This window comes from Rheinheimera sp. F8, from assembly GCF_001518915.1.
The window spans coordinates 701,148-725,238 of sequence record NZ_CP013656.1; the positions used below are offsets into that span (position 1 = coordinate 701,148).

Annotated in this window: 19 protein-coding genes; 11 read left to right on the plus strand and 8 right to left on the minus strand. The window is 50.7% G+C overall.

Annotation, left to right across the window (positions count from 1 at the left end; translation table 11 throughout):
* Positions 1-120: 120 nt before the first annotated feature.
* Positions 121-1,284: a hypothetical protein gene (locus ATY27_RS03200; RefSeq protein WP_208932720.1), complete on the minus strand. Its 1,164-nt coding sequence runs from the start codon at positions 1,282-1,284 to the stop codon at positions 121-123.
* Positions 1,285-1,461: 177 nt separating this feature from the next.
* Here ATY27_RS03200 and sstT point away from each other — a divergent pair, with 177 nt between their 5' ends.
* The 9 genes from sstT to ATY27_RS03245 all read left to right on the plus strand — a co-directional run bounded on the left by sstT (position 1,462) and on the right by ATY27_RS03245 (position 11,325).
* A complete protein-coding gene (gene sstT / locus ATY27_RS03205; RefSeq protein ID WP_208932721.1) occupies positions 1,462-2,694 on the plus strand; it encodes a serine/threonine transporter SstT in 1,233 nt (410 codons plus the stop codon).
* Positions 2,695-2,948: 254 nt separating this feature from the next.
* The gene (gene cysG, locus ATY27_RS03210) at positions 2,949-4,358 is read left to right on the plus strand and encodes a siroheme synthase CysG (protein WP_208932722.1); all 1,410 of its coding nucleotides are present in this window, start codon (positions 2,949-2,951) and stop codon (positions 4,356-4,358) included.
* Between the two features lie 68 nt (positions 4,359-4,426).
* Positions 4,427-5,329: a sulfate adenylyltransferase subunit CysD gene (gene cysD, locus ATY27_RS03215; RefSeq protein ID WP_208932723.1), complete on the plus strand. Its 903-nt coding sequence runs from the start codon at positions 4,427-4,429 to the stop codon at positions 5,327-5,329.
* Positions 5,329-6,738, plus strand: coding sequence for a sulfate adenylyltransferase subunit CysN (gene cysN / locus ATY27_RS03220; protein WP_208932724.1), 1,410 nt, complete (start codon positions 5,329-5,331; stop codon positions 6,736-6,738). The genes cysD and cysN overlap by 1 nt, the downstream gene beginning before the upstream one ends.
* Before the next feature lie 213 nt (positions 6,739-6,951).
* Entirely contained in the window at positions 6,952-7,578 is a 627-nt protein-coding gene (gene cysC, locus ATY27_RS03225; RefSeq protein WP_208932725.1) for an adenylyl-sulfate kinase, read from the plus strand.
* A 15-nt stretch (positions 7,579-7,593) separates the two neighbouring features.
* The gene (gene cysQ / locus ATY27_RS03230; RefSeq protein ID WP_208932726.1) at positions 7,594-8,373 is read left to right on the plus strand and encodes a 3'(2'),5'-bisphosphate nucleotidase CysQ; all 780 of its coding nucleotides are present in this window, start codon (positions 7,594-7,596) and stop codon (positions 8,371-8,373) included.
* A gap of 257 nt (positions 8,374-8,630) precedes the next feature.
* Entirely contained in the window at positions 8,631-10,211 is a 1,581-nt protein-coding gene (locus ATY27_RS03235) for a methyl-accepting chemotaxis protein (protein WP_208932727.1), read from the plus strand.
* Positions 10,212-10,320: 109 nt separating this feature from the next.
* A complete protein-coding gene (locus ATY27_RS03240; protein ID WP_208932728.1) occupies positions 10,321-11,145 on the plus strand; it encodes a DUF417 family protein in 825 nt (274 codons plus the stop codon).
* A gap of 18 nt (positions 11,146-11,163) precedes the next feature.
* Positions 11,164-11,325: a hypothetical protein gene (locus tag ATY27_RS03245; RefSeq protein ID WP_208932729.1), complete on the plus strand. Its 162-nt coding sequence runs from the start codon at positions 11,164-11,166 to the stop codon at positions 11,323-11,325.
* Between the two features lie 156 nt (positions 11,326-11,481).
* Here the strand turns inward: ATY27_RS03245 and ATY27_RS03250 are convergent, their stop codons facing one another.
* Positions 11,482-11,787 (minus strand): hypothetical protein, encoded by a 306-nt coding sequence (locus tag ATY27_RS03250; protein WP_208932730.1) that lies wholly within the window; start codon positions 11,785-11,787, stop codon positions 11,482-11,484.
* A 465-nt stretch (positions 11,788-12,252) separates the two neighbouring features.
* Entirely contained in the window at positions 12,253-12,690 is a 438-nt protein-coding gene (locus ATY27_RS03255) for a hypothetical protein (RefSeq protein WP_208932731.1), read from the minus strand.
* Between the two features lie 171 nt (positions 12,691-12,861).
* Between ATY27_RS03255 and ATY27_RS03260 the strand changes: the two genes are divergently transcribed.
* The gene (locus ATY27_RS03260) at positions 12,862-13,341 is read left to right on the plus strand and encodes a transposase (protein WP_208932732.1); all 480 of its coding nucleotides are present in this window, start codon (positions 12,862-12,864) and stop codon (positions 13,339-13,341) included.
* Positions 13,342-13,819: 478 nt separating this feature from the next.
* On the opposite strand, the gene ATY27_RS03265 is transcribed toward ATY27_RS03260, so the two are convergent.
* From ATY27_RS03265 to ATY27_RS03285, 5 genes are all read right to left on the minus strand, one after another.
* Positions 13,820-14,086 (minus strand): hypothetical protein, encoded by a 267-nt coding sequence (locus tag ATY27_RS03265; RefSeq protein ID WP_208932733.1) that lies wholly within the window; start codon positions 14,084-14,086, stop codon positions 13,820-13,822.
* Positions 14,087-14,102: 16 nt separating this feature from the next.
* Entirely contained in the window at positions 14,103-14,855 is a 753-nt protein-coding gene (locus tag ATY27_RS03270; RefSeq protein ID WP_208933399.1) for an RHS repeat-associated core domain-containing protein, read from the minus strand.
* Between the two features lie 622 nt (positions 14,856-15,477).
* On the minus strand, positions 15,478-15,927 hold the full coding sequence (locus ATY27_RS03275) for a hypothetical protein (protein WP_208932734.1): 450 nt from the start codon (positions 15,925-15,927) through the stop codon (positions 15,478-15,480).
* A 2-nt stretch (positions 15,928-15,929) separates the two neighbouring features.
* Positions 15,930-20,081, minus strand: a complete 4,152-nt coding sequence (locus ATY27_RS03280; RefSeq protein ID WP_208932735.1) for an RHS repeat-associated core domain-containing protein — start codon at positions 20,079-20,081, stop codon at positions 15,930-15,932.
* 73 nt (positions 20,082-20,154) lie between these two features.
* Positions 20,155-22,950: a chitobiase/beta-hexosaminidase C-terminal domain-containing protein gene (locus ATY27_RS03285; RefSeq protein WP_208932736.1), complete on the minus strand. Its 2,796-nt coding sequence runs from the start codon at positions 22,948-22,950 to the stop codon at positions 20,155-20,157.
* A gap of 658 nt (positions 22,951-23,608) precedes the next feature.
* On the opposite strand from ATY27_RS03285, the gene ATY27_RS03290 reads away from it, so the two are divergent.
* A complete protein-coding gene (locus tag ATY27_RS03290) occupies positions 23,609-24,037 on the plus strand; it encodes a hypothetical protein (RefSeq protein ID WP_208932737.1) in 429 nt (142 codons plus the stop codon).
* The last annotated feature ends 54 nt before the right edge of the window (positions 24,038-24,091 follow it).

The following is a 24,091-nucleotide window of genomic DNA, read 5'->3' on the forward strand; positions in this document are numbered from 1 at the left end:
TTTTCATTCAGCTCAGCCTGGGAAAGGCTGTGCGGACAGGATAAAAGCAGTGGTTCATTGCTGCTGTGTGCGCTGACCAAAGGTCAAAAACGCCGACCAGCTGTTGGATCTATCGGTATTTTACATCGTCCGCAGCATCGCCAGTTTATGTTGCAGTAGCGATCGTTTTTCCGGTTCGTAGCTGTATTCCAGCGCGGCTTCGAGAATTTGTTTTGCCGCCTGGTATTGATGATTTTTCAGATAATGCCGCACCAGTACCTGGTTCGCCTGGAATAAATAAGGCACTCGTTTTTGTAACCGCTGATAGAAGCTGATCGCTACTGCCTCCCGCCCGGCTTGTTCTGCCTGGACCGCCTGAATATACAGCTCAAACGGGTCGTCACTGTCAGCCAGCACCAGTTGCTGTTCTAACAGCTGCACCAGCGGCTGGTCGCCTAACTGTGTTGCCAGCACCTGATAGTTATGCAGCAGCGCCAACTGCTGCGGCGCAACAGTTAACCCATATTGATACCATTGTTGTGCCAGTGCCGGCTGGTGCTGGCGGCGCAACAATACCGCCATCAGGTTAATCGCCGGCACAAATTGGTCATCATGTTGCAAGCTGGTCTGTACCAGTGCATGGGCCTGGTCTAACTCACCACGCAGCAAGGCTTCCGCCGCCAGATTGTTGTATACCGTGGCTTTGAAACGGGCGTCGCTGAGAAAATCGCCCTGATAGCTCAATGTTCCACGGAAATAATCGATGTAAAGCTGGCGGATCGTGCCGGAGTCTGGCGCTGCATTCAGATAACTGCGCACATGGGTGGCCTGTAACAATAAGTCGCCACGGATATCGATGACTGGTTCGCGGTAGGTCGCGCGAAAACGCACATCAATGCCGGCGACATCGGCCAGTGCTTTGGTCAGCAATGCCAGACTGACGCAATTGGCGGAGCCGGTACGCATCACCTCGCTGGCGGGGGTGGTGCTGCCACTAAACTGAAACACCGCCAGTACATTTTGCATGTAGCTGTACAGCCGATACTCCGGAGTTTGGTCTGCATAACGCGGGTGATGAAAATAACTAAGGAAATCCTGTTGTTGTGCCGCCGTCAGCTGCAGCAGATCTGACATCTCTGGCACTGGCGCCAAAGCCGCAAAGGTTTGTGCCGGCACCGGTGGTGCATAAATCCGCACTGCGGTTGATTGGTCGGTTGAAGGGGCCTGCGGTATTGCCGTGACAGCAACCTGCTGAGCACAACCGGCCAGACTCAGAGTCAGGCATAAAGCTATCCGGTGCATCATCAAACTCCGTGAATGTTTTTCATATTGTTAACACAACTACAACAGAGGATTCCAGCGGAAAATGGCTGCTATCCGCCGCATTCATCGCTGAGTTTAGCCACATCTATGCTGGTCAGCCTTGCTCCATCCGCCCGGACACGGCAGAATCAGGCAGCACTCCAATTGGAAATTCCTATAATGACAACAAAAACAACAGTATCAGGCACTGAAATTCCGAAAAAGGGCTTTTTCGCCCATTTTGGTTTAGTACCACAAATTTTATTGGGCATGATTTTAGGCGTGGCGCTGGCGAGTTGGTCGACTGAGGCCGGTCAATCCGTGGCGATACTGGGCGCGTTATTTGTTAAAGCGCTAAAAGCGGTCGCGCCTATTTTGGTATTTGTGCTGGTGGCGTCCGCCATTGCCAACCGCAAAATCGGCGGCCAGGCGAAAATGAAACCGGTGCTGGTGCTGTATTTACTCGGTACCTTTCTGGCGGCGCTCACCGCTGTCGGTGCCAGTTTTCTGTTCCCGAGCAGCCTGGTGTTAAGCGATGCCCAGCAAGCGGTGACAGCGCCTGAAGGCATTGGCCAGGTGCTCAAAGGTATTCTGTTTCAGGCGGTCGACAACCCGGTCAACGCGCTGCTGACCGGCAACTTTATCGGCGTATTAACCTGGTCTGTTGGTTTTGGTCTGGGCCTGCATCACGCCAACAGCACAACGAAAAAAGTCTTCAGTGATATTTCGCACGGGGTTTCGCACCTGGTGACGCTTATCATTCGCTTAGCACCTATCGGTATTTTTGGCCTGGTGGCGGAAACTGTCGCCACCACTGGTTTTGCTGGCCTTGCCAGTTACGGCCATTTATTGGCTGTGTTGGTGGGCTCGATGGCGGTGATTGCCTTTGTGGTAAATCCACTGCTGGTGTTTGTCACCACAAAACGCAATCCTTATCCGCTGGTACTGACTTGTTTGCGCGAAAGTGGCATTCCGGCGTTTTTCACCCGTAGTTCTGCCGCCAATATTCCGGTCAATATGATGCTGTGTGAGAAGCTGAAACTGGATGAAGATACTTATTCTGTGTCGATCCCGCTCGGTGCCACCATCAATATGGCCGGTGCTGCAATCACCATCACAGTGCTGACGCTGGCTGCGGTGCATACCTTGGGGATCCCGGTCGATTTTGCCACTGCGATGTTGTTAAGTGTGGTCGCGGCAGTTTGTGCCTGTGGCGCCTCGGGTGTGGCCGGTGGTTCTTTATTATTGATTCCACTCGCTTGTGGCCTGTTTGGTATTCCGGCGGAAGTTGCGATGCAGGTGGTCGCGGTTGGTTTTATCATCGGTGTGGTACAGGACTCCTGCGAAACTGCGCTGAATAGCTCAACAGATGTGGTGTTTACCGCAGCTGTTAGTAAGCGCGCTGGCGCCTGAGTTTTTCAAAGAGGCCGGTATCACCAGATGCCGGCCTCTGCTGATAACCCATCTTTGAATCCTCTTAAAGTCCGAAAACCAAGCCGCTAATTCCTTTTAGTTATATCTGAGCCGATTTGCTTCTTGGATTCAGGACGTTTAGACGTCTAATATCGCAGCCATATTGAATCATCACACTGCCTTTTGATTGAAATGCAGTATGGTGTGTCGACGATCTGAGCCTGACCAAGGCAAGAGCCCGTGGGGACAACAGCGTGCAGTACTTACCGATTTTCACTGATTTGACCGGCAAAGCCGTGCTGCTGATAGGCGGTGGCCATGTCGCTTTGCGTAAAGCGCGGGCGCTGCTGGATGCTGGCGCGGTGCTGACCGTGGTATCGCATCAGTTTGAAACGGATTTCCAACACTGGGCCACACAGGGTAAAGCCGTGCTGGTGCAAGGCGATTTTCAGCCTGAGCAAATCTCTGGACACTGGCTGGTGATTGCCGCGACGGATGATGATGCCGTTAATGCGGCGGTGCATCAGGCCGCCACGGCGCGTCAGGTCTGGGTCAACACTGTTGACGATCAGGACAAATGCGAGTTTATTTTCCCAGCCATTATCAACCGTGCGCCAATTCAAATCGCGATTTCCAGTGGCGGCACTGCGCCTGTGCTGGTGCGCCGGCTGCGCGAGCAATTAGAAACGTTATTACCGCAGCATCTGGGGCCTTTGGCCACGCTGGTCGGCAAGTTCCGCAAAAACGTGCAGCAGAAGCTGGACAATTTCGCCGCCCGCCGGCAGTTTTACGAACAGGTATTCAGTTCTAAAGTGGTGAGTTTGTTGCAAAGCGGCCAGCCACAAGCGGCGGAAGAAACACTTGAACAAATGCTCGATGGCCATCAGCCACAACGCGGTGAAGTATTTGTCGTTGGCGCCGGGCCTGGCGACCCTGAGTTATTGACGCTGAAGGCGCTGCAGCTGATGCAGCAAGCTGATGTCGTGGTGTACGACTATTTAGTCTCAGAACCGATTATGGCGCTGGTGCGCCGCGATGCTGAGCTGATTTGTGTCGGTAAAAAAGCCGGCGCGCATTCAGTGGCGCAGGAAGAGACCAATGCACTGCTGGTGAAGCTGGCGCTCGAAGGCAAAAAAATCTGCCGGTTAAAAGGTGGCGACCCCTTTATTTTTGGCCGGGGCGCCGAAGAAATCGAAGTGTTGTTGCCGCATCAAATCCCGTTTCAGGTGGTGCCGGGCATTACCGCCGCCGCAGGTTGCGCCGCTTACGCCGGTATTCCGCTGACGCACCGCGACTATGCGCAGGCGGTGCAGTTTGTCACCGGACATTGCCAGAAAGACGGCAAAGAGCCTGACTGGCAAAGCCTGAGCCGGCCGAACCAAACTTTAGTGATTTATATGGGCCTGATGAAATCGGCATTTATTCAGGCGCAGCTGCTACAGGCAGGCCGCGCTGCTGACACGCCTGTCGCGATTTTGGAAAATGGCACCCGACCAGAGCAGCGTGTGTTCACTGGCACGCTCGGGCAACTGGCGACATTGATTGATCAGCATCAGGTGCAATCCCCGGCGTTGCTGGTGATCGGTGAAGTGGTGGCGCTGCAACAGAAATTGGCCTGGTATGGCGCACAGGCGCCGCGAGCGCAGATCACGCCGCTGCATTGATATAAAACAATGCTGCGCAGCACAGCAAACAGATTGAATTGAATAGTTTTTATAGCAAGGTAACTGATATGCCGACCTTAACGCACTTACAACAGCTTGAAGCGGAAAGTATTCAGATCTTCCGTGAAGTAGCGGCCGAATTTGATAATCCGGTGATGCTGTATTCGATTGGTAAAGACTCGTCGGTGCTGCTGCATCTGGCGCGCAAAGCCTTTTATCCGGGCAAGATCCCGTTCCCGCTGCTGCATGTCGATACCGACTGGAAATTCCGCGAGATGATTGAATTTCGCGATCGTTTAGCCAAAGCCTACGATTTTGAACTGATCGTGCATAAAAACCCGGAAGGCATCGCGATGGGGATGAACCCATTCACTTTCGGCAGTGCCAAGCATACCGACGTGATGAAAACTGAAGGTTTGAAACAAGCACTGAACCAATATGGTTTTGACGCTGCTTTTGGCGGCGCGCGCCGGGATGAAGAAAAATCCCGCGCCAAAGAGCGGATCTATTCATTCCGTGATCAGTACCACCGCTGGGACCCGAAAAACCAGCGGCCTGAGCTGTGGCATACCTACAACGGTCAGGTCAACAAAGGCGAAAGTATCCGCGTGTTCCCGCTGTCGAACTGGACTGAGCTGGATATCTGGCAATACATCTATCAGGAAAACATTGACATCGTGCCGCTGTATTTTGCTGCGCACCGCCCGGTGGTTGAACGCAATGGCACGCTGATTATGGTCGACGATGACCGCATGCCGCTGGAGCCGGGCGAAGTGCCGGAGCAGAAACTGGTGCGTTTCCGGACTTTAGGCTGTTACCCGCTGACCGGTGCTGTCGAGTCGGAAGCAACGACGTTAACCGGCATTATTGAAGAGATGTTGTTATCGCGCTCCAGTGAACGGCAAGGCCGGGTCATTGACAGCGATTCCAGTGGGTCGATGGAAAAGAAAAAACGTGAGGGCTATTTCTGATGTCAGTGGCAATTGAACTGGAACAACTGGGGATCGAAGAATATCTCAGACAACAACAGCATAAATCTCTGTTGAAATTCCTGACCTGTGGCTCGGTCGATGATGGCAAAAGTACGCTGATCGGCCGTTTGTTGCACGACAGCCAGCAGATTTATGAAGACCAGCTGGCCGCGCTGCATAAAGACAGCAAAACCCACGGCACCACCGGCGAAACGGTTGATTTGGCGCTGCTGGTCGACGGTTTACAGGCGGAGCGGGAACAAGGCATCACCATCGATGTAGCCTACCGTTATTTCTCCACGGCGAAACGCAAATTTATCATCGCCGACACACCAGGCCATGAACAGTACACCCGCAATATGGCGACCGGCGCTTCGAACTGCGACCTGGCGATTATTTTGGTCGACGCGCGCTACGGCGTGCAGGTACAGACCCGCCGCCACAGCTTTATCTGTGCGTTGCTCGGCATTAAGCAGTTTGTTGTCGCGATTAACAAAATGGATCTGGTTGGCTTCTCTGAAGCGCGTTACGACGAGATCCGCCGTGAGTATTTAGCTTTTGCGGCGCAGCTGCAGGTGCCGGATATTCAGTTTGTGCCGCTGTCGGCGTTAAACGGCGACAACGTGGTGAACCGCTCGGCGCAAGCGCCCTGGTATCAGGGCCCGACGTTGCTGGCACTGTTAGAAGATGCGCCGGTGACTGGCTTTAATCATGCGTTTGAAGCGCGCCTGCCGGTGCAGTATGTCAGCCGGCCGAACCTGGACTTTCGCGGTTTTGCCGGCACTGTCGCGTCTGGCAGCTTTAACGTTGGCGATGCAGTCGTGGCTTTGCCGTCAGGCAAAGGCTCCGTGATTAAATCCATCGTGACGTTCGATGGCGAATTGCCGCAAGCTTTTGCCGGTCAGGCGGTTACATTCACGCTAACCGATGAAATCGACATCAGCCGTGGTGATGTGATTGTGCCTGCGCAGCATCATGCTTGTGTGTCGAACCGGATATTGGCCAAAGTGGTGTGGATGCATGAAGATCCGCTGACCATCGGCAAGCAATACAACATCAAACTCGGCACGAAAAAAGTACCGGGCACAGTCACCGCCATTGCGCACAGCATCGATGTGAATACTTTGGCAGAGGATGCAGTAACCGAGTTGAATCTGAACAGTATCGCGCTGGTTGAGCTGGAGCTGACCGAAGCGGTGGTATTTGACCCGTATAGCAAGAACCGCGACACCGGTGGCTTTATTTTTATCGACCGGATCAGCAATATCACCGTGGGTGCCGGTATGGTCGACAGCGCGCTGGCGTCAAACAGCAGCCGTGCTGAGTTCAGCGCTTTTGAGCTGGAATTTAACGCTTTAGTGCGTAAACATTTCCCGCACTGGCAGGCGGTTGATATCAGTAAGTTGTGATGTTGCAGATCCGCCATAGAGCCTGACCAGAAGATGTCAAATGGCTCGAAGAAGCGAGTGGCGGCCAGCGGATAAGCAGACCCTCTGCGGCAAGGAAGCCGCAGAGGAGCCTACATGGACGTATTCACGGCGTGTCTGCGTTGCGCTGACTGCCACCGCAATAACCTTAAGTGATTGCAGGCAGGCTTGTCTGAATCAAGTCCGGTAGCATTGATGACACTAAATACAAATTCGCAAACCAACAACATCGTCTGGCAACAACATGCCGTTAGCCGCAGCGATCGCGAGGCGCAGAAACAGCAGCAGGCGGTGGTGTTGTGGTTCACTGGTTTAAGCGGTGCCGGCAAATCGACCGTCGCCGGCGCTTTAGAGCAGGCATTGTTGCAGCGCGGTGCCCACACCTATCTGCTGGATGGCGATAACGTGCGCCATGGCCTGTGTGCCGGTTTAGGTTTCAGCGAAGCTGACCGCAATGAAAACCTGCGCCGGGTTGGTGCTGTGGCCGGGCTGATGCTGGATGCTGGCCTGATTGTCTTAAGCGCATTTGTCTCGCCTCTGCGTAACCAGCGCGATGCTATTCGCGCCAGTTTGCCGGCAGGCCGGTTTATTGAAGTCCATGTTGCGACTTCGCTGGATGTCTGTGAACAACGGGATGTTAAAGGCCTGTATCAGAAAGCCCGGCGTGGCGAGATCGCCAATTTTACCGGTATTTCAGATCCGTACGAAGCGCCGCTGCAGCCCGAGATTAGCCTGGATACCGGTGTGTTATCGCTGGATGACAGCGTGCAGCAGTTGCTGAAATTACTGGAGCAACGTGGCATTATCCAGCCACAAGCCTGACAGGGACATTTGTGAATGTTAACGACAGCCGCAGAACTCAGCCATTGGTTGCCACAAATCCGTCGCATCAGTATTGATGCGGGTGACGCCATTCTGGCGATCTACAACCAACCACAAGCCATTGATGTGCAACACAAAGCCGATGACAGCCCGCTGACCGCCGCCGATTTAGCTGCGCATCAGCTGATCATGCGGGAACTGCAGAAGCTTACGCCGGACATTCCGGTGTTATCCGAAGAAGCTGCCGATATTCCGTGGAGCGAGCGCCAGACTTGGCAACGCTTCTGGCTGGTCGACCCGCTGGATGGCACTAAAGAATTTATCAAACGAAACGGCGAATTCACCGTTAATGTTGCGCTGATTGATGCTGGCGAGCCGGTGCTGGGTGTTATTCATGCGCCGGTGTTGGGCAAGACTTATAGCGGCGCACAAGGGCTGGGTGCTTTTGTCGCAGACAGCAGTGGCGAGCGGGCGATCCAGGCTATTGCGCCCAAAGCCGGTGAAACAGTGCGGCTGGTCGGCAGTAAAAGCCATTATCAGCCGGAAGTGGAACCCTATTTAGCGCAATTCCCGTTGCATGAACTGGTGGCGGTTGGCAGCTCGTTAAAATTCTGTCTGGTGGCCGAAGGCGTGGCGCACATCTATCCACGCTTTGGCCCAACCATGTTATGGGACACCGGTGCCGGCCATATCATCGCCACCGCCGCCGGCGCCAGCGTCGTGTATGAAGGCATTGAAGGCCCGGCCTATCAGCGTGAGAACCTGCGTAACGGTAATTTTGTCGTGCGGGTATAACTTTCTTCGTTCTCCCCGGTGCCAGATTGATCCCCAATCTGGCACTGAATCTGTGTGACTGCAGAAGGTCAGGCAGACAGCTTTGCCACATCTTTCTTTTGCTGGCTCAAACCGAATGCAAATTTCAAAACCTTAACCCCCTCTGTGCAGTTTTTTTTGCGAATACCTGAAAGAATCTTGTGCTTGTGCCAGTCTCTGTATTGTTCAATCGGGCAACAACAGAAACAGGCAGGTGCTTCTTGGCTAGTTCAGGTTCAGTGAAAAGTCGTATTTTTATCGGTTATGCCGCTATTTTCTTCGTCACGCTAATCGCTGCTGTGTTGCTGATCCAAAGCAATCGCCAGTTGATGCGCGAGGTCGGCGGTTTTGTCGACCGTTCCGTGCCGGCGTTGCAGGCCATTTCAGCGTTGCAGAATGTGGCGCATCAGCAAGTGCTTGCCGGCTATGAGCTCTACGGCACGACGATCAAAAGTGCTGAATTTACCGAAAGACAGCAACGGATGGAGCAGTCGTTGCAACGGCATCTGCAGGCGTTGGATAAAGTCGGCGGGCAAGGCTTGCAGACCGGGCAACAACAGCTGCAGCAAGCTTTACAACAACTGCTGAAAGTCATGGCTGCGGAACAGGTGGATTGGGACCAGGCCCGCATACAACTCAGCGCCATTAATCAGGCGGCCGGCGCTCTGAATCAACAGCTGGAAAAGCTCGCTGCGAATATCACCAAAGACGCACAAACCAGCACAACCAATATCAGCGCGTCATTAGCGCAAAACAGTACCACTGTTGTGGTGCTGTTGCTGTTGATCCTCGCGGTGGCCATAGGTTTTTTCCTGTTGGCCCAAAAACAAATCGCCAATCCGATCATCCGCTTGTCCGGCGAACTACAGCAAGTCGCCGATAGCCGCGATTTAAACCGCAGCCTGAGTACAGATACGGTCGCAGAAGTGAACAGTGTGGCCGCCAGTATTAATTTGCTGCTTCGGGTGTTTAAAAGCGGCATCACCGATATCTATCAGGCGATTTCCGGCATTCATCAGGCGGTTGATGCGCTGGCGGGCAGTTCGGCGCAATCCTCAAGTGCGGTGCAGCAACTGGAAAAAACATTGTCAGTGCTGGTCAGCAGCATGGCGCAGCTGGAACAGCAAATGGAAGACAGTGTCAGTCGCTCGATGCATGCAGCCAGTTCGGCACATGCCGGTGCGGCGGCCATGTCGCAGAGCCAGATCGAAGTGCGGCAAACTTCGGACAGTATTAGTCAGTTGTCAGTAGATATTGAAACTACAGGGCAAATGCTGCTGACGCTGCAGGCCACAGGCACTGAAGTCTCCGGCGTCGTGAAAACTATTGCCGACATTGCCTCACAGACTAATTTGCTGGCACTGAACGCCGCGATTGAAGCGGCACGCGCCGGTGAATCGGGCCGTGGTTTTGCCGTGGTTGCGGACGAAGTGCGTACGCTGGCCGTGCGGACACAGCAATCTACGGCGGAAATTAACAACATGCTGGCGAAGATTGTCAGCTCGATCCAGGCGGCAGTGGCCAATATGCAGTCCAACCGTGAAACCGCGCAGCGCTCGGTTGAGCTGGCCGGACAGCTGGTGCAAACGCTGGAAAACGGGCGTCAGGTGATCTTGACGCTGGCGGGTGTGAGTCAGGAGGCGGCCGATTTGGCCAATCATTCCCAGCAAAAAGCCAGCGCGCTCAAACACGAGATCGCCGCGTTTGAACAAAATGGCCAGTCGGTCAGTGCCGCTAACCAGGCAGTGGCATCGACCAGTCAGGCGTTAACTGGGCTGGCCGGTCAATTACGCAATACGGCGGGTCTGTTTAAGCTCTGAGGGCTGCGCCAGTTCAACTGTGGTATTTCTGTCAAAGACGGGTGCAGTGAAAGAAAATTGATGCTGCACCGGTCAACTGCCCGTCATTGTGCCAATCAGGTTGTTCAAGATGTTGCAAGCCGCGTTGATTTTAATTGCCCTTTCTGCTGCGCTGATGGCGTGGTCATTTCAGGCCGGCCAATATGGCGCGTTCAGCGCTATTGTGGCCTATTTCACCGAAGTGTCGCCGGGTTTGCTGGCGCAGTTAGCACAACCGCAGATTTGGTTGCTTTGGACTGTGGTGCTTCTGGCGCTGCTGGGTTTGCGCTGGCGTCTGCCGCAGCAGTTACTGGCGCTGAGTCTGGTCCTGTTCAGTATTTTACCGTTAATCAGTTTGTTCGGCGCACAGCACTATATCGCCAGTCTGGGTGGCTTCCCGATCATTGGGTCCGGCCAGGGCGTGATTAAATTTGTCGCGCTGGTCGCGCTTGCTATCACTTTATGGCGCTGGCCTGTGTCTTCAGCGGCCGAACGTTTTTGGCTGAATTATCTGCCGGTGGGGTTGGTTTTGCTGTGGATTGGCGGGATGAAATTTCTGCCGTTTGAAGCCAAAGGTATCGTCGATTTGGTCAGTAGTTCACCGTTATTAAGCTGGTTATATCTGCTGGCGGATGAGCAAACTGCTTCTGATTTAATCGGCTTGTTTGATTGGCTGGCGCTGCTGCTGCTGGCTGCAGGTTATCGCTGGCCACGGCTGTTTGTGCCCGGTTTTCTGCTGTGTGGCTCGGTGTTTGTCACGACGCAGACCTTTTTAGTCAGTTTTCCGGACGCCTGGACAGCACCGGCAGTTCTCAGCAGCAGCGGTGTGTTTATCATCAAAGACTTGTGGTTTATCGCTAACATGCTGTTGCTGGCGCAGGCCTGGCGGCAAGGTGCTGCCGCGCGATCAGCATAGAATGATAATCTGCTGTTCATGGACACCCACTTAAATCTCGGCAGCCGCTTGCAGGAATTCAGTGGGATGCAGTTCATGGACACCAACTTAAATCTCGGCAGCCGCTTGCAGGAATTCAGTGGGAAGTTCAGACAAAAACCAGTGGAAGCTTGCACGGTGGCAAGGCTGGCGTTTGGCTGAATAGAACCACTGCTTTATTCGAATGGTAATGCACAGTTTGGTAAAAAAAGGACATCCTTTTATGGTTGTCCTTGTATTTGCCAGATCTATGGGGGGCTAATTATACTATTTTCTGAGCACCGAATTCGGTGAGTGTCACAGGATGTCCCACGAAATTTATTCCTGTGCTGTGTTTTCTTCTATGTAAAAAGTGAATCCTTTTCCGCCCAACTTTCTCCACCAAGATAAGTGATACATCTCTTCAACATATAACGTTGGTGGTTTTGCATTGTTTTGTTTATCAGTCATCAGGCTTTTCAAATCAGCATCGTTTTCAACTAATGTAATAGCTAATTCTCTAGCATCATCTATTGAAAAAGCTTTTACATTTCTTGTTGTTATAAATCCATATGTATTAGTTTTGCCATCAATCTCAAGACTGAAGTTTTCACCTCTGACAATGACTGAATATTTTTTATTCATTGTATCTCTTTTAAATAATGTTCATGAAGACCCACTCTACTCTGAGTCGACGTTCTATCAAAGGTGATGTCCCGCATATTTTTGTGTCCCACTGATTTTTGCATGTCTTAGTCGGATGATGGGGTTTTACGAAACTCCATCCTTCCTGGCATGTCTTGGCATTCCCAATCATGGGTGGGAATGCCAACGATTGGAGACTGAATTTCATCAGGTGGTTGGACCCATCAGCTCCATAAAACAGTTCTGCCAGGCACTCAGTCTGCGTTGGCTACACGGCCAAACCGCTTGCCGACGAAGTTTTGGCTGAGCTGCGGTCTTTTCATCCGATTGTTTAAACAAAACTTTCAGCGAAAAGAACGCACGGCTGGCCAATTATTGGCTTAGCCGTGTTCCGGCTCGATTTTAAATTCAGATCAGCGTCAGATAATCCTGTCTATGTAATCAATCTTCGTTGCCAGCATTACTTCAACCCAACAAAAGGAACTCAACTTCCTTGAATTTATATAAATTTGGATAGTGTCTCTTAAATTTTAAACGAACACTCTTTTTCAACTGAATGAAAAGATCAATGAAATCACTCCATGCATATTCTATTTCCACATCAATGCCGTTGATACGAACTTCAAGAGTGTCTGCAGTTTTTTTAAAGAAAATGCTATCGCCGGAGTGCTGAAGAGATACATTTGATTCAAATGAATCTAGCCCACATCGACGCCTTAACATTAATTCTACTTCAATGATAAATTCCATAAAAAAAGTATTAAGGTAAGCTTTATTTTTATTGTCATTAAATAAAACTACACCTTCCGTGTACGTTATCATGTCATATCCAAAGCTTTGAAACTTTGGTTCAGCTTTCCAGCTATTGCTACTTTCAGCAGCATTGAATTCATATATTTTCATTTCTGCTTCCTAATCAAGACCGCATCTTCCCGCTTGAAAGTTCTGTTGCCTGGAGACGCGAATGCCGTACAGCGAATGCCGGACATCCACGGATTACCGAACCCGCCTTGACATTAACCTTTTTGCAACCAAATTTAAAGCAAACGGATTTGTGACTGTCAGGACGACATCATGCCTAAACCACGTAAACTACAAATCGCTCTGAGCGAAACTCCTTATTACCACTTGATTAGCCGCTGTGTCCGCCGTGCATTTTTATGCGGCAGGACAGAGACTTATAACTTTGAACACCGTCGCGGCTGGATTTTGGCAAGACTGCACCAGCTGACCCGGATGTTCGCGATTGATATCGCTGCTTTTGCGCTGATGTCGAATCACTATCACTTAGTGGTTCGGGTCGATACAACAAAAGCCGCCCTCTGGAGCTATCAGGACATCATTGACCGCTGGCAACTCTTGTTCCAGCTGCCCGTTCTGGTCGAACGCTATCTACGTGGGGATTCAAGCGGCGAGGCTGAAAATCAAGTCGTTGAAACTATTCTGGAAACCTGGCGTTCAAGGCTTTGTGATATCAGCTGGTTTATGCGCTGTCTGAATGGCATTTTGCCAACAATTGGAGACAGAATTCCATCAGGTGATTGGACCCATTAGCTGCTTGAAACAGTTCTGTCGGGTACTCATTTTACGCTGGCTACACGGCCAAACCGCATGCTGACCAAGTTTTAGCTGAGCTGCGGTCTTTTCATCCAATTGTTTAAACACAACTTTCAGCGAAAAAGAGCGCACGGCTGGCCAATTATTGGCTTAGCCGTGTTCCGGCTCGATTTTTAAATCACATCGGCCTCAGATATTCCCCTTTGAGACAGTCCCTTCATTGTTATCAGCTCATGAAGTTCCTTTTATCGGGATTTTTATATCCGATTCTCTTAAAGTGTGGCTGTTCTGAATTACTTTCTAAAACAATAAATTAAACATAAGCAGTCATCACTGATACGAGCAAGATGCCAACAAAAAATAAGAGTTAGGATAAAAAGCCCAGCTTATTATTGTGAGCTAGGCTTTCGAGTGGAGTGGCGCTAAACATGGTTAAAACTTAATCATTCAATCCATAGTGTAGAAATATGTCGCTCTACGCCTCATTTTTCTCCAAACATCCCGACTCCTTTAGAGCAGATATAAGTAGTTCAATATCTTGCCGTGCATTTGCAATAAAATCTTGATCCGCTTTTGTTGCACCAGTCAATTCTATATCGGGGCCTCGTTTACCTCCAACTCCCGTCATAATAAAATCTGAACCACAGGTATGGTCACGGCCTTCAATATATGAAACCCACTTACCTGGTGTTGCATGTGCAAGTCGTTTTTCAATCTCTTCGATCTGAAGCTTTGTAATCATAATTTCAACCCAATTATTATTTACTAGGATTTTTAATTGTTGGATGAAACAGCTCTTCGGCTTTCTCTGCTGTAATTCCGCACATAGTACAGTGATTAGGATTATTCGTGGTGGGTGAAGGAATAACATTGCCACCGGCCGCCCGTATTTCACCTACAGTTGTTATTCCTACTTGGCCGTTAAGGATACCTTGCGAAAGCTGTTCAACTGAAGCTCCAGGTGCGCTAGTAACTGAAACACCGTTTAATGTGCCATCAGCTCCTATAGTCACGCCACTACCATTAGTAAATCGCTCAGCTGTATTTGTTCCACCACGAACAACATTATCAGAATTACGCAGAACCGTTGCGCCAGCTCTTTCTGTATTAATAGCAATACCTGCAACGCCAGGCGCAATGGGAACCATAGCCATTGCGCCGTCAAGCACAACACCGAGTGCATCAACCGCGGCAGAGCCATAATTTCCTGCAGATAAATTATCATTGAATGACTTAATCCCCATGCCGATGCTAACAATTTCGATAGCTAGTTCTGCGTACTGTCCAGTTGAATCCACCCCATTAATAGGATCATTCCCGACATAAGCATACCAGTTCATGCCGTCTTTATAGCCGAGCGGGTCGGTTTGCAGGAATCGTCCTAACTTCGGATGGTATACCCGGGCTTTGTAGTGATAAAGCGCGGTGCCGGGCAGTAAGATTTGGCCGGTGTAGCGAAAGCGTGAGGTGCTGTTGTTGATCGGCTCGCCGTAGGCGCGATATTGATGTATCGCAGTGGCGGTACCGGTGTTGTTGGTCTGGTTATGGTGCTTCCTTCATAACTGACCAGCGACTCGTCATACAGAAAAGTCGTTTTGCTGCAATTAGGTATCGCCTTTATCTACAGGGATATATGGACCCCATTTCATTTTTATATGGTGCTGCATCATAGCTTCTTCATATGTAGAAGATTCTATTTGATGGAGCAATTTTGCATTGTTGGAAATAAAATTTTTTCTTTGAAATCAACAACATTTTCTTGTGTTGTGAAGGTGATTCCATTTTCATCTTCCCATGCTTCAAAAGTAATCATATAACCTCACAGATATTTCTGGGGGACAAATGCATGCCGACGAATTTTTGTCTGAGCTGCTATCTTTCTATCCAATTGTTTAAACACAACTTTCAGCGAAAAGAGCGTACGGCTGACCAATTTTTGGCTTAGCCGTGTTCCGGCTCGATATTTAAATCACATCGGCCTCAGATATTTCACTTTATGGCAGTCCTTTCGTTGCTATCGGTAAAGAAAATTCCATTTATCAGGACTTTCATAAACGATTCTTTTAAAGTATTGCTGTCCTGAATTACTCCTTATTGGGACATTTGTGAACGTTTGTCAAATAGTGGCTATCTTTATTTATTGCATTTTTCAATAAAGGCTGGATAGCATTTTATTTTCTTTCTAAAAGGGTTAAAAAATAATCCATCAAATATTCTTAATTTTTCATGTGTTATATTTTTCTCGCAACTTTCGAAAGTGATTTCTTTGTAAGATTTTCCATAGGATATCACGCGGATTTTGGATGTTAATATCATTACAAACTTATCAATTATTAATTTACGTTCTTTCTTGATAAGCTCCGTCCCCCATGAGAACGCTTCACTTGCACCATCAATATGCAAATCAATTCCTCCATTTGAGAAATCGATAATTAAATGGGCTTTATTGGTAATAGAACACTCTACTCTTGTAAAATTGTCGCCATGAAAATCATTTTTCACAACAAATAGTTTATTCTCCGGTAATTTTATTTCGTTAATTAGGGCTAGTGCATCATTCAAAACTTCAATATTATTATTCAAAGCTATATCCCCATGTTATTTAAAGCTCTTTTAACCTGAATAGATCCATTTGCAAATGAGTTGGGGACAAATGTTCCTGGAACATAAAAGTGTAATCTAGCAGTATTGCCAGAACTTCCTACTCCCATCCTAAACATCATCCCACCACCATTTTGCGATGTCGTACTCCAGCCCATTTTGTATGCGGTTCCGGTAACATTCCACGAACCTGTAACACCTGTAACACTGTTTGCAAATCTTGAAGAAGTAATGCCAAATGTTTCACTCAGAAATAATTTTTGGCCAAACTGAGAAGCAAATTTATTAATTACTGAAGCACCATTAAGTGGTGCCATTGCTGCACCAGCAGTCAGTTGGAATGCGGTATTCCCAATATTTCTGGATGTGAGGGTAGCTGCAAGTGTACCCATAACTGGATTGTCTCTTTGAATCCAATAGTCAACGGCATCATCAGCGGCCGATGTAATTTGACCAACACGCTCGTTCCATTTATTAACAAAGGCACCTGAATAGTTAGATTTTGTTACGTTAGAACCAACGCCATACTCAGAACTATTAACTGAGCACCTACCCTTAATTCTTGTCCCACAAGTCCCATCCGGATCAACCGCATTCATCGGATCATTCCCCACATAAGCATACCAGTTCATGCCGTCTTTATAGCCGAGCGGATCGGTTTGCAGGAATCGTCCTAACTTCGGATGGTATACCCGGGCTTTGTAGTGATAAAGCGCGGTGCCGGGCAGTAAGATTTGGCCGGTGTAGCGAAAGCGTGAGGTGCTGCTATTAATCGGCTCGCCGTATGCACTGTACTGATGGGTTTGTACCACAGCACCCGACGTGTTGGTTTCGGCGATGATACTGCCGCGTTCGTCGGCGATGAGGTACCTGGGGTTGGTCAGGGTAGCGCCTTCGTACCAGACCAGCGGGTCGTCGCTGCCGCTGCCGTGGACGTAACGTCTGAGTAGGGTGCCGCTGTCGTTGTATTCGGCGATCAATTCATTACCGTCGTACAGGAACACCGTCTTTGTGCCGTTCAGGGTGCTGCTGTTTAAGCGGCCCTTAGCGTCATATTGCAGGATTAAATTCTGGCCGGTTTTGCTGGCTGTTGTTAAGCGGTTGTGTGCGTTGTAACTGTAAGTCCAGCCATCATGGCCGGTCAGATTGCCATTGTTGTCATAGCTGAAACTTTGGCCGTCATGGCTGGTGTATTGATTGAGATTGTTGGGCTGATAGGCCTGAGTCGGTGCGGCGATTTTAATCTGATAGTCGCTGTTAGAAGTCAGGCGGCTGATGAGCTGGCCGGCCGGGTTGTGCTCAAAGCTGGCTTTGTTCAGGTTCTGGTGGTCGAAGTTTTGCAGGTGACCCAACACAGTGTGGCTGAGTCCGGTGTTGACGCCGTTGTAGCGGCTGATGCCACTGAGCCGGCTCATCGAGTCATAGCTGTAACTGACCAGCGTTTTGCTGTCATTCTCGGTGACGCTACTTGGACTGTTATCAGCTGTGTAGCTATAAGTCAGATAATAACCATCCGGATGGCTGAGTTTGCGGCGCCGGCCCTGGCTGTCATATTGATAACTGAGCTTCTTGTCATTGGTAGTGATAGTTTCCGGGCGACCTAAATCATTGTAAGTGGTACTGACCGTTTGCACGTCCATCCCTGCCGCAGGCGCCTCCCGGCTGACTGAGGTCTCCCGGCCAAGGGTGTCATAAGCAAAGACAATCGGCTTTTCGCTGTTGCTTAGAGTGGTGCTTTGCAGCCGGTTGGCGTTATCAAAGGCGTGCGTGAACGTGACCCCATCCCGTTTACGCAGGCTGGTCAGATTGTGATTGACGTCATAGTCGTTTTCTTCATAAGTGCCATCCGGGAAAGTGGTGCGTTTGAGCCGGTCAAAATCGTCATAGCTGTAAGTGGTGGTATTGCCGTTACCGTCGCTGCGGGTATTCACCTGGCCATTGGATGTGTAACTGATGCTGATGTCCACGCCTTCGGCAGCGGTACCGACTCCGGAGCTGCTGCCGGTGGAACGTGAGTTGGCATCATAAGAATGCCGTGTGATACGGTCATCGCCGTAGCTGCCTTTGACACCCAAGGTGCAGGCATCTTCCTCTGCGCTGGCAAAAACAGCCGGGTTCATCCGAAGTGCCACACATTGTTGGCGGTTCAGGCCATCATAATTTATATGACTTAACCGCTCGGCCTGGCTCTTTGATACCACTTCGGTTTTGACTGCTAAGCCTTGATTGTTAAAGGTGTGGGTGGTGGTCGTTTCAACCGTCAGTGCATCCGCGCTGGCATTTGCCAGATAGCCCTGCTCAATCACTCTGGCCTGAGCATCCTGAGTGCGGTAAGTGAATTTGCTCGCCGGATGCTTGCCCTGTTGATTGACGGGGCCTATCTCCCAGGTCTTCCGGCCAACCTCATCATATCGATAACTTTTGGCCACGCCGCCACTCGCCAGAGGGCCGGCTTCTGATGTCAGCCGGCCGGCGCTGTCATAGCCATAACTGGTGACCTCCGACATGCTGCCACTGAGATTGGTTTTGGTGATGCTGCTGACTAAAGCGGTGTTATTCCAGTAGCCGTACGTGGTGATATCAACATTCTTGCCATCGCAATAGCCTTGCCCGCAAACCGTGGTTTTGACCAGCCGGGTCATGCCGCCGATTTTTGTATACTCGTGGGTGGTCAGGCGACGCACCCCCTTGGCGTCTGCCGGCTCCAGCATCGTCAGCATACCGCCGTGGTCAGGGTCAAAGGTATAATTCGTGACCTGGCCTTTGGCGTCGGTGCTGTATTCAGGGCGAAAACACAACAGTGTCAGTTGCACGTCACAATTGGTGATGTTGTAGTACGCTTCTGTGACGATTGCTGCCACAGCAGGATGTCCTTTGGCTTTTTGTTGTTTTTTAAAAACATTGCCATAGGTGTCGTAGCTGTAAAATTCCTGATTGCCCTCGGGAAATGTGACTGACTCGAGACGGTTGTAAGACGTGTAGGTATAGCGGGTGACCTGGCCCAGGCTGTCGGTATCAGAACTAATCAGCTGCTGTGGTTTGGGGGCCGGATCTACCTTTAACGTGATGGTGCGGCTGTATCCCGCCGGGCCGCTGATGGCCACCTGTCTGAACTGCGTGCGCGGATCATAGCCGGTGCCGCTGGCGGCGGTGTAGGTGTAAGTGAATGACATGCCATCCCGCACCACCTTCGTCACAAAGTTATTGTGCGTGGTGCCGCCATAATCCTGACTTGCCGCGCTGACCGCTAAGCTGGTGTGGCTGTTGCCGGGCAGGATCTTGGTGAAAGCATTGACATGCTCCGGGTAGCCAAGGGCGTTGGTAAACCCACTGATGGTAAAAATGCGGCCGGCCAAATCGGTCACGGTATTGCCGCTGTAAGTGTATTGCGCCAGTGCAATATCCGGCGTACCTGTGCTGGCCAGCGTAGCGGTTTTAACCGCGCCCCAATCTGCTGTGTTGCTGATCGCTCCACTTTGATAAGTCAGCTGCAGCTGGTAGCCGGTCGTGGACGTCACAGTTTTTGGCCGAAAGTGCGTGATCAGACCCGACGTGGCTTGGTCGTAGGCAATGTCAATTTTTTCGCCATCCGGATAGATGATTTGACTGGCATACCAGGTGCCTTCATCCCGGTTAATCGTATCAATAAACGACGATTGCCGGTCATATACGACGGTGATACCAGTGTGCCCCTGGATGTAGATGAATCTTTTCTGCATTGCAGTCATGCGGCCCCGCAGTTGTGAACCAGTGGCATTGGCTGCGGTACATTTGTCATTGGTGCAGGTAACAGATTCTGAGGTTTTGCCGCCAAAGGTCAGAGAGTATTGTTCAGGCGCATCCTGTCCTTGCCCACGCACGCCGGTAATTTTTGAATCAAACTGCTGCATACTCTCAAACGTCAGCCGGGGCGCTGCCGGAATGCTTAATACCGGTATCTCCGGATAATACTTACCGGAAAGCAGGTCAACCGCGTTGATATCCGGCGCCACCTGCAATGGCTTGAGTTGCGGCGCCGTGGGCGTTTCTACCTGTGGTGTGGGTGCGGGTTCAGGCGTGGGTTCAGTAGCCTGAGCGCCACTTAGCCAGAGTGTTGCCAATAAACTGATTGCACAATAAAAGTAGTGATTCATCATCTGTCTCTCTTATCCATGTAGCCGTTGCTGATAGGGTCCAATCCGTAAGATGTCAGGTTGAGTGTGTAAGAAGTCACTGCACGCGAATAATCCTGCCGCTGGATACACTGTTATCGCCATGGAAACAGGTCAGTTTTATCCCGGTGCTTTTGTTAATCGTGACCGTGGCTGAGCCATTTTTGGCCAAATCCGACAGCACATTACGCTGGCCAAAAACTGTCAGAGCGCACGACGTCGTGTTCGTGGACGTCCAGCTGACGCTGACGCTGCCATCTGTGGCACTGGCCGTAGTGGGGGCATTAAAGCTGAGTATTTTGGGGGCTGATGCGGGTGCCATTTTTCCTTCCACCGTCAGTCGGTTGTGAGCATCGTCGAGGGCATAAGATGCGGATTCACCGAGATGGTCCTGCGCTTTGACTAACCGGCCCCGCGCATCGTAATCGTATAAGGTGGCGGGATCTGGCGCAGGCATGGAGGTGATGGTATAGCTGAACGCTGCTTGTGCACTGTCGGTTTTGCCGGTCATAAATGCTTTGGCTTTTACTGTGCTGGTGCTGGTCAGCGTAAAAGGGACGGAATACAGCGCAGAGCTGCTGGTGACGTCCGTCCCATTGGTGGTATAGCGAACAGCGGCGCCGTCGGTGTCAGACTTCAGATTGACGAGGACAGACCCTGCATAAGTGCCGGCGGGCGGGTTGGCTTTGGGTGTCTCCACCACAGGGATTGGGGTGATGGTATAGCTGAACGCTGCTTGTGCACTGTCGGTTTTGCCGGTCATAAATGCTTTGGCTTTTACTGTGCTGGTGCTGGTCAGCGTAAAAGGGCTCGAATACAGCGCAGAGCTGCTGCTGACGTCCGAACCATTGGTGGTATAGCGGACAGCGGCGCCGTCGGTGTCGGACTTCAGATTGACGAGGACAGACCCTGCATAAGTGCCGGCGGACGGGTTGGCTTTGGGTGTTGCCACCACAGGGATTGGGGTGATGGTATAGCTGAATGCTGCTTGTGCACTGTCGGTTTTGCCGGTCATAAATGCTTTGGCTTTTACTGTACTGGTGCTGGTCAGCGTAAAAGGGCCCGAATACAGCGCAGAGCTGCTGCTGACGTCCGAACTATTGGTGGTATAGCGGATGGCGGCGCCGTCGGTGTCGGACTTCAGATTGACGAGGACAGACCCTGCATAAGTGCCGGCGGGCGGGTTGGCTTTGGGTGTTGCTACCACTGGCCATGGACTGAAACTGGCATCAACACGACAAGGCGCTGTGACTGGTGCTGTGGTGTAGACATTGTTGACCCAGTTGCCTGTACCACAGCCACTGGGTTTGTTGGCAGAGTAACCCGCTGCGGCACTGAGCGTAAAGCTGACACTCTGACCATGGTTGGCGATAGTCAGTTGTGGTGAAATGGTGCCGCCTGCGCTCACCGATGTAGTCACGGCATGTGTGACCACCGGCTGCTGCACAGTGATCGACGTCGTGGGACTAAATCCAGAACATCCCTGCGCATGGCAGGCGCGATACATCAGCTGATATGTCCCTGCGGTGTTGATCTGGACTTTCAGCGAGACTGTTGGTTTTGGATTGTCCCAGGTGGGGGCGGCCACAGAACCTAAATGCAGATTATTACCCTGTGCATCCTGCGCAAACAACGTATAAGTCAGACTGGAGTAATCACCGGTATTGGCCAGCATCACATTAAACAAAACACCCGGCTGTGGCGTGCCTAATGACATCCGCGGTGGCTCGGTTGGGGTTGTTGGCAGAATAAAGTTACCGTCACAATCCGAATTCACGCCGCTATTACCGGACATCTCAATCGGACAGTCGTGCGCCAGCGGCGTTTCAGCGCTGAGCACTTCTGCGGCCCCCTGCCCATTGCCCTGATCGCGTACAGGACAATATTCTTTCGCCTTGTCTGTTTCCGTGTCATATACCCAGCCCAGACAGGATGCACTGACGTTAAGCCGTTCTGCGCTGTTATAGGCTCTGAATAACACTGTCTGTTTATCAGACTTGCGCATGACAGCTGCGATCCCAGCGTCATTCTCGGCCCAACTGAGATGTGCCTGACTTACCGCGATGAACTTTCCGTCATCTTTAGCAAAACCGCCTTTACCATTACTATAAAGCAGCACATGGGGCAGTTTGCCATCTCGCGACAAGGCGAATATGTCATCCTGTCCGTCATTATTAAAGTCGCGAATGATCAGCCGTTCGTTGTTTTTTAGTCCCCACTTCACCACTTTTGATAGTTTTCCGGTGACTTTAAACGTAGTGTTTTTTTCAGTCAGAATCACCTGATGCGCGCCTTTTTCGGTGTCGAGCTGCAACAAATCCTGCTGACCATCACCGTTAAAATCACCGGAAAAATAACGTGGCGCATCGCTGTCCTGCAGCCATTTGTTTTGTTTGAATGCATAACTGTTTGATGCAACTGCCAGATCTGCCGCGGTGTGAAGCTGAGAAAACAACAGCGCTTTGCTGCCATTGCTGGCAATGGCCAATAAGGCTGGGCCTGGTTGGTCAGGACGGGGGAATGCCAGCAGCTGCATGGCGTCCGCCGTCCAACGCATTCCGGCAATTTTTTCCGGCAGTTCGAGCCGTTTCGTAAAGTCATAGCGCTGGTTGCCCGCCGCATTGCCGATCAGCAGATAGTGCTGATGAGCGGGTGTTTTGGCCTGCAATATCAGATCCGGATAACCATCCTGATTAAAATCAGCTTCCAGTAACTGATGGGTTTCAGCATTCCAGCTGAAATTCTCGCTGGTCGCAGCAGCCAGCAGTGGCATACACAACGTGCCGGTACAGGCCATCAAACGCATTAGTGTTTTAAAACGAAGCCAGCGTTTACACAATTTCGTCCTTGTCATAAGCAGTTCCTTGGTCGCAGTGAATGACAAACTTCAGCTGCAAGTAAAAGCACTGATTCTGGTGAGTGTTAGTGGAAATGGAATTTATCATAAATTTATCAAAAGTAATTTAATTGTAAATTAATAGTTATTTTTGATCGGGGGTCATCACTGTCTCATCTGTGATTACTGGCATTCTCGATACTTGCTGGTGTTTCAATCTTGGGTCAGCCAGACCGAGAGGCCTGCATTGAGTTATTTTTAACAATTCAGATTCAGTCCGGTGTCCGCGTATCAACCCGCAGTGACAGCTTGCAGTCTAAACTTGTGGTAAATAACCCTTGATGTGAGACGAAGTTTTTCGCTTCCGCTTTAAATACTTCATGGGCGCCTTACTGTGCGGATTGATTGTCATGGTCGCCTGGCATGTGATGGGAGCTGCTTAGCACGGTGTGCAGTACTACTGGTTCAGATTAACAGCAGGGAAATGGCACGGTGGAGGCAAATACGTCCGAGTTCTGGCAGTGGTCAGAACAGCAAGTCTGGTTCGACTAAAGCAGGGTCAAAATTTCCGCAAATAATACTGTTTTTCTTTACAGCTCCGAAGGATAATAGCCGGACCGCCCGTTGCCGTGTTTGATCCGGCTGCTGAGGGTGGCATGCGACCCTGAGGATCGGAATGAGACTGTTACGTCATCTGCATAAAGCGCCTTTGCGTGTGCTCCGGTTACAACGTCGCAAAAGCATGATGCGGATCCGCTTTAGCATGATCCGGTTGCAATGTGCGTTGTCGCAGGAAAAAGCTGAAACCAAGCAGATGCTGCGTATTTATCAGCAATATGTGACCGGTCAGGTCAGTAAAGCTGAGTTGCAGCAGGCGAACGCACAGCTGGCTGACGTATTGCGCGCCACCGGCCTTGGTGTTTTCGCGATCCTGCCGTTTGCTCCTGTTACAATTCCGCTGATCGTCAAACTGGGCCGTAAACTCGGCATTGAAGTGATGCCGAGTGCTTTTGCGCCAAAAGACAAATATCTGCATCCGGGTAAATCCAGCAAAGCGCTGTCAGGCCCGGCAGCAACCAAGCCGGTGAAAAAGACCGAAAGCTGATCGTCCAGGCTCCGTGAATTTAACCTCAGGCATTTGCGGTGTACCATAAAAAAA

Excerpts from the sequence above, each read along its gene's own strand:
- ATY27_RS03200 (WP_208932720.1), bottom strand. The coding sequence starts at position 1,284 with ATGATGCACCGGATAGCTTTATGCCTGACTCTGAGTCTGGCCGGTTGT.
- sstT (WP_208932721.1), top strand. The coding sequence starts at position 1,462 with ATGACAACAAAAACAACAGTATCAGGCACTGAAATTCCGAAAAAGGGC.
- cysD (WP_208932723.1), top strand. The coding sequence starts at position 4,427 with ATGCCGACCTTAACGCACTTACAACAGCTTGAAGCGGAAAGTATTCAG.
- cysN (WP_208932724.1), top strand. The coding sequence starts at position 5,329 with ATGTCAGTGGCAATTGAACTGGAACAACTGGGGATCGAAGAATATCTC.
- cysC (WP_208932725.1), top strand. The coding sequence starts at position 6,952 with ATGACACTAAATACAAATTCGCAAACCAACAACATCGTCTGGCAACAA.
- cysQ (WP_208932726.1), top strand. The coding sequence starts at position 7,594 with ATGTTAACGACAGCCGCAGAACTCAGCCATTGGTTGCCACAAATCCGT.
- ATY27_RS03240 (WP_208932728.1), top strand. The coding sequence starts at position 10,321 with ATGTTGCAAGCCGCGTTGATTTTAATTGCCCTTTCTGCTGCGCTGATG.
- ATY27_RS03245 (WP_208932729.1), top strand. The coding sequence starts at position 11,164 with ATGGACACCCACTTAAATCTCGGCAGCCGCTTGCAGGAATTCAGTGGG.
- ATY27_RS03250 (WP_208932730.1), bottom strand. The coding sequence starts at position 11,787 with ATGAATAAAAAATATTCAGTCATTGTCAGAGGTGAAAACTTCAGTCTT.
- ATY27_RS03255 (WP_208932731.1), bottom strand. The coding sequence starts at position 12,690 with ATGAAAATATATGAATTCAATGCTGCTGAAAGTAGCAATAGCTGGAAA.
- ATY27_RS03260 (WP_208932732.1), top strand. The coding sequence starts at position 12,862 with ATGCCTAAACCACGTAAACTACAAATCGCTCTGAGCGAAACTCCTTAT.
- ATY27_RS03265 (WP_208932733.1), bottom strand. The coding sequence starts at position 14,086 with ATGATTACAAAGCTTCAGATCGAAGAGATTGAAAAACGACTTGCACAT.
- ATY27_RS03280 (WP_208932735.1), bottom strand. The coding sequence starts at position 20,081 with ATGATGAATCACTACTTTTATTGTGCAATCAGTTTATTGGCAACACTC.
- ATY27_RS03285 (WP_208932736.1), bottom strand. The coding sequence starts at position 22,950 with ATGACAAGGACGAAATTGTGTAAACGCTGGCTTCGTTTTAAAACACTA.
- ATY27_RS03290 (WP_208932737.1), top strand. The coding sequence starts at position 23,609 with ATGAGACTGTTACGTCATCTGCATAAAGCGCCTTTGCGTGTGCTCCGG.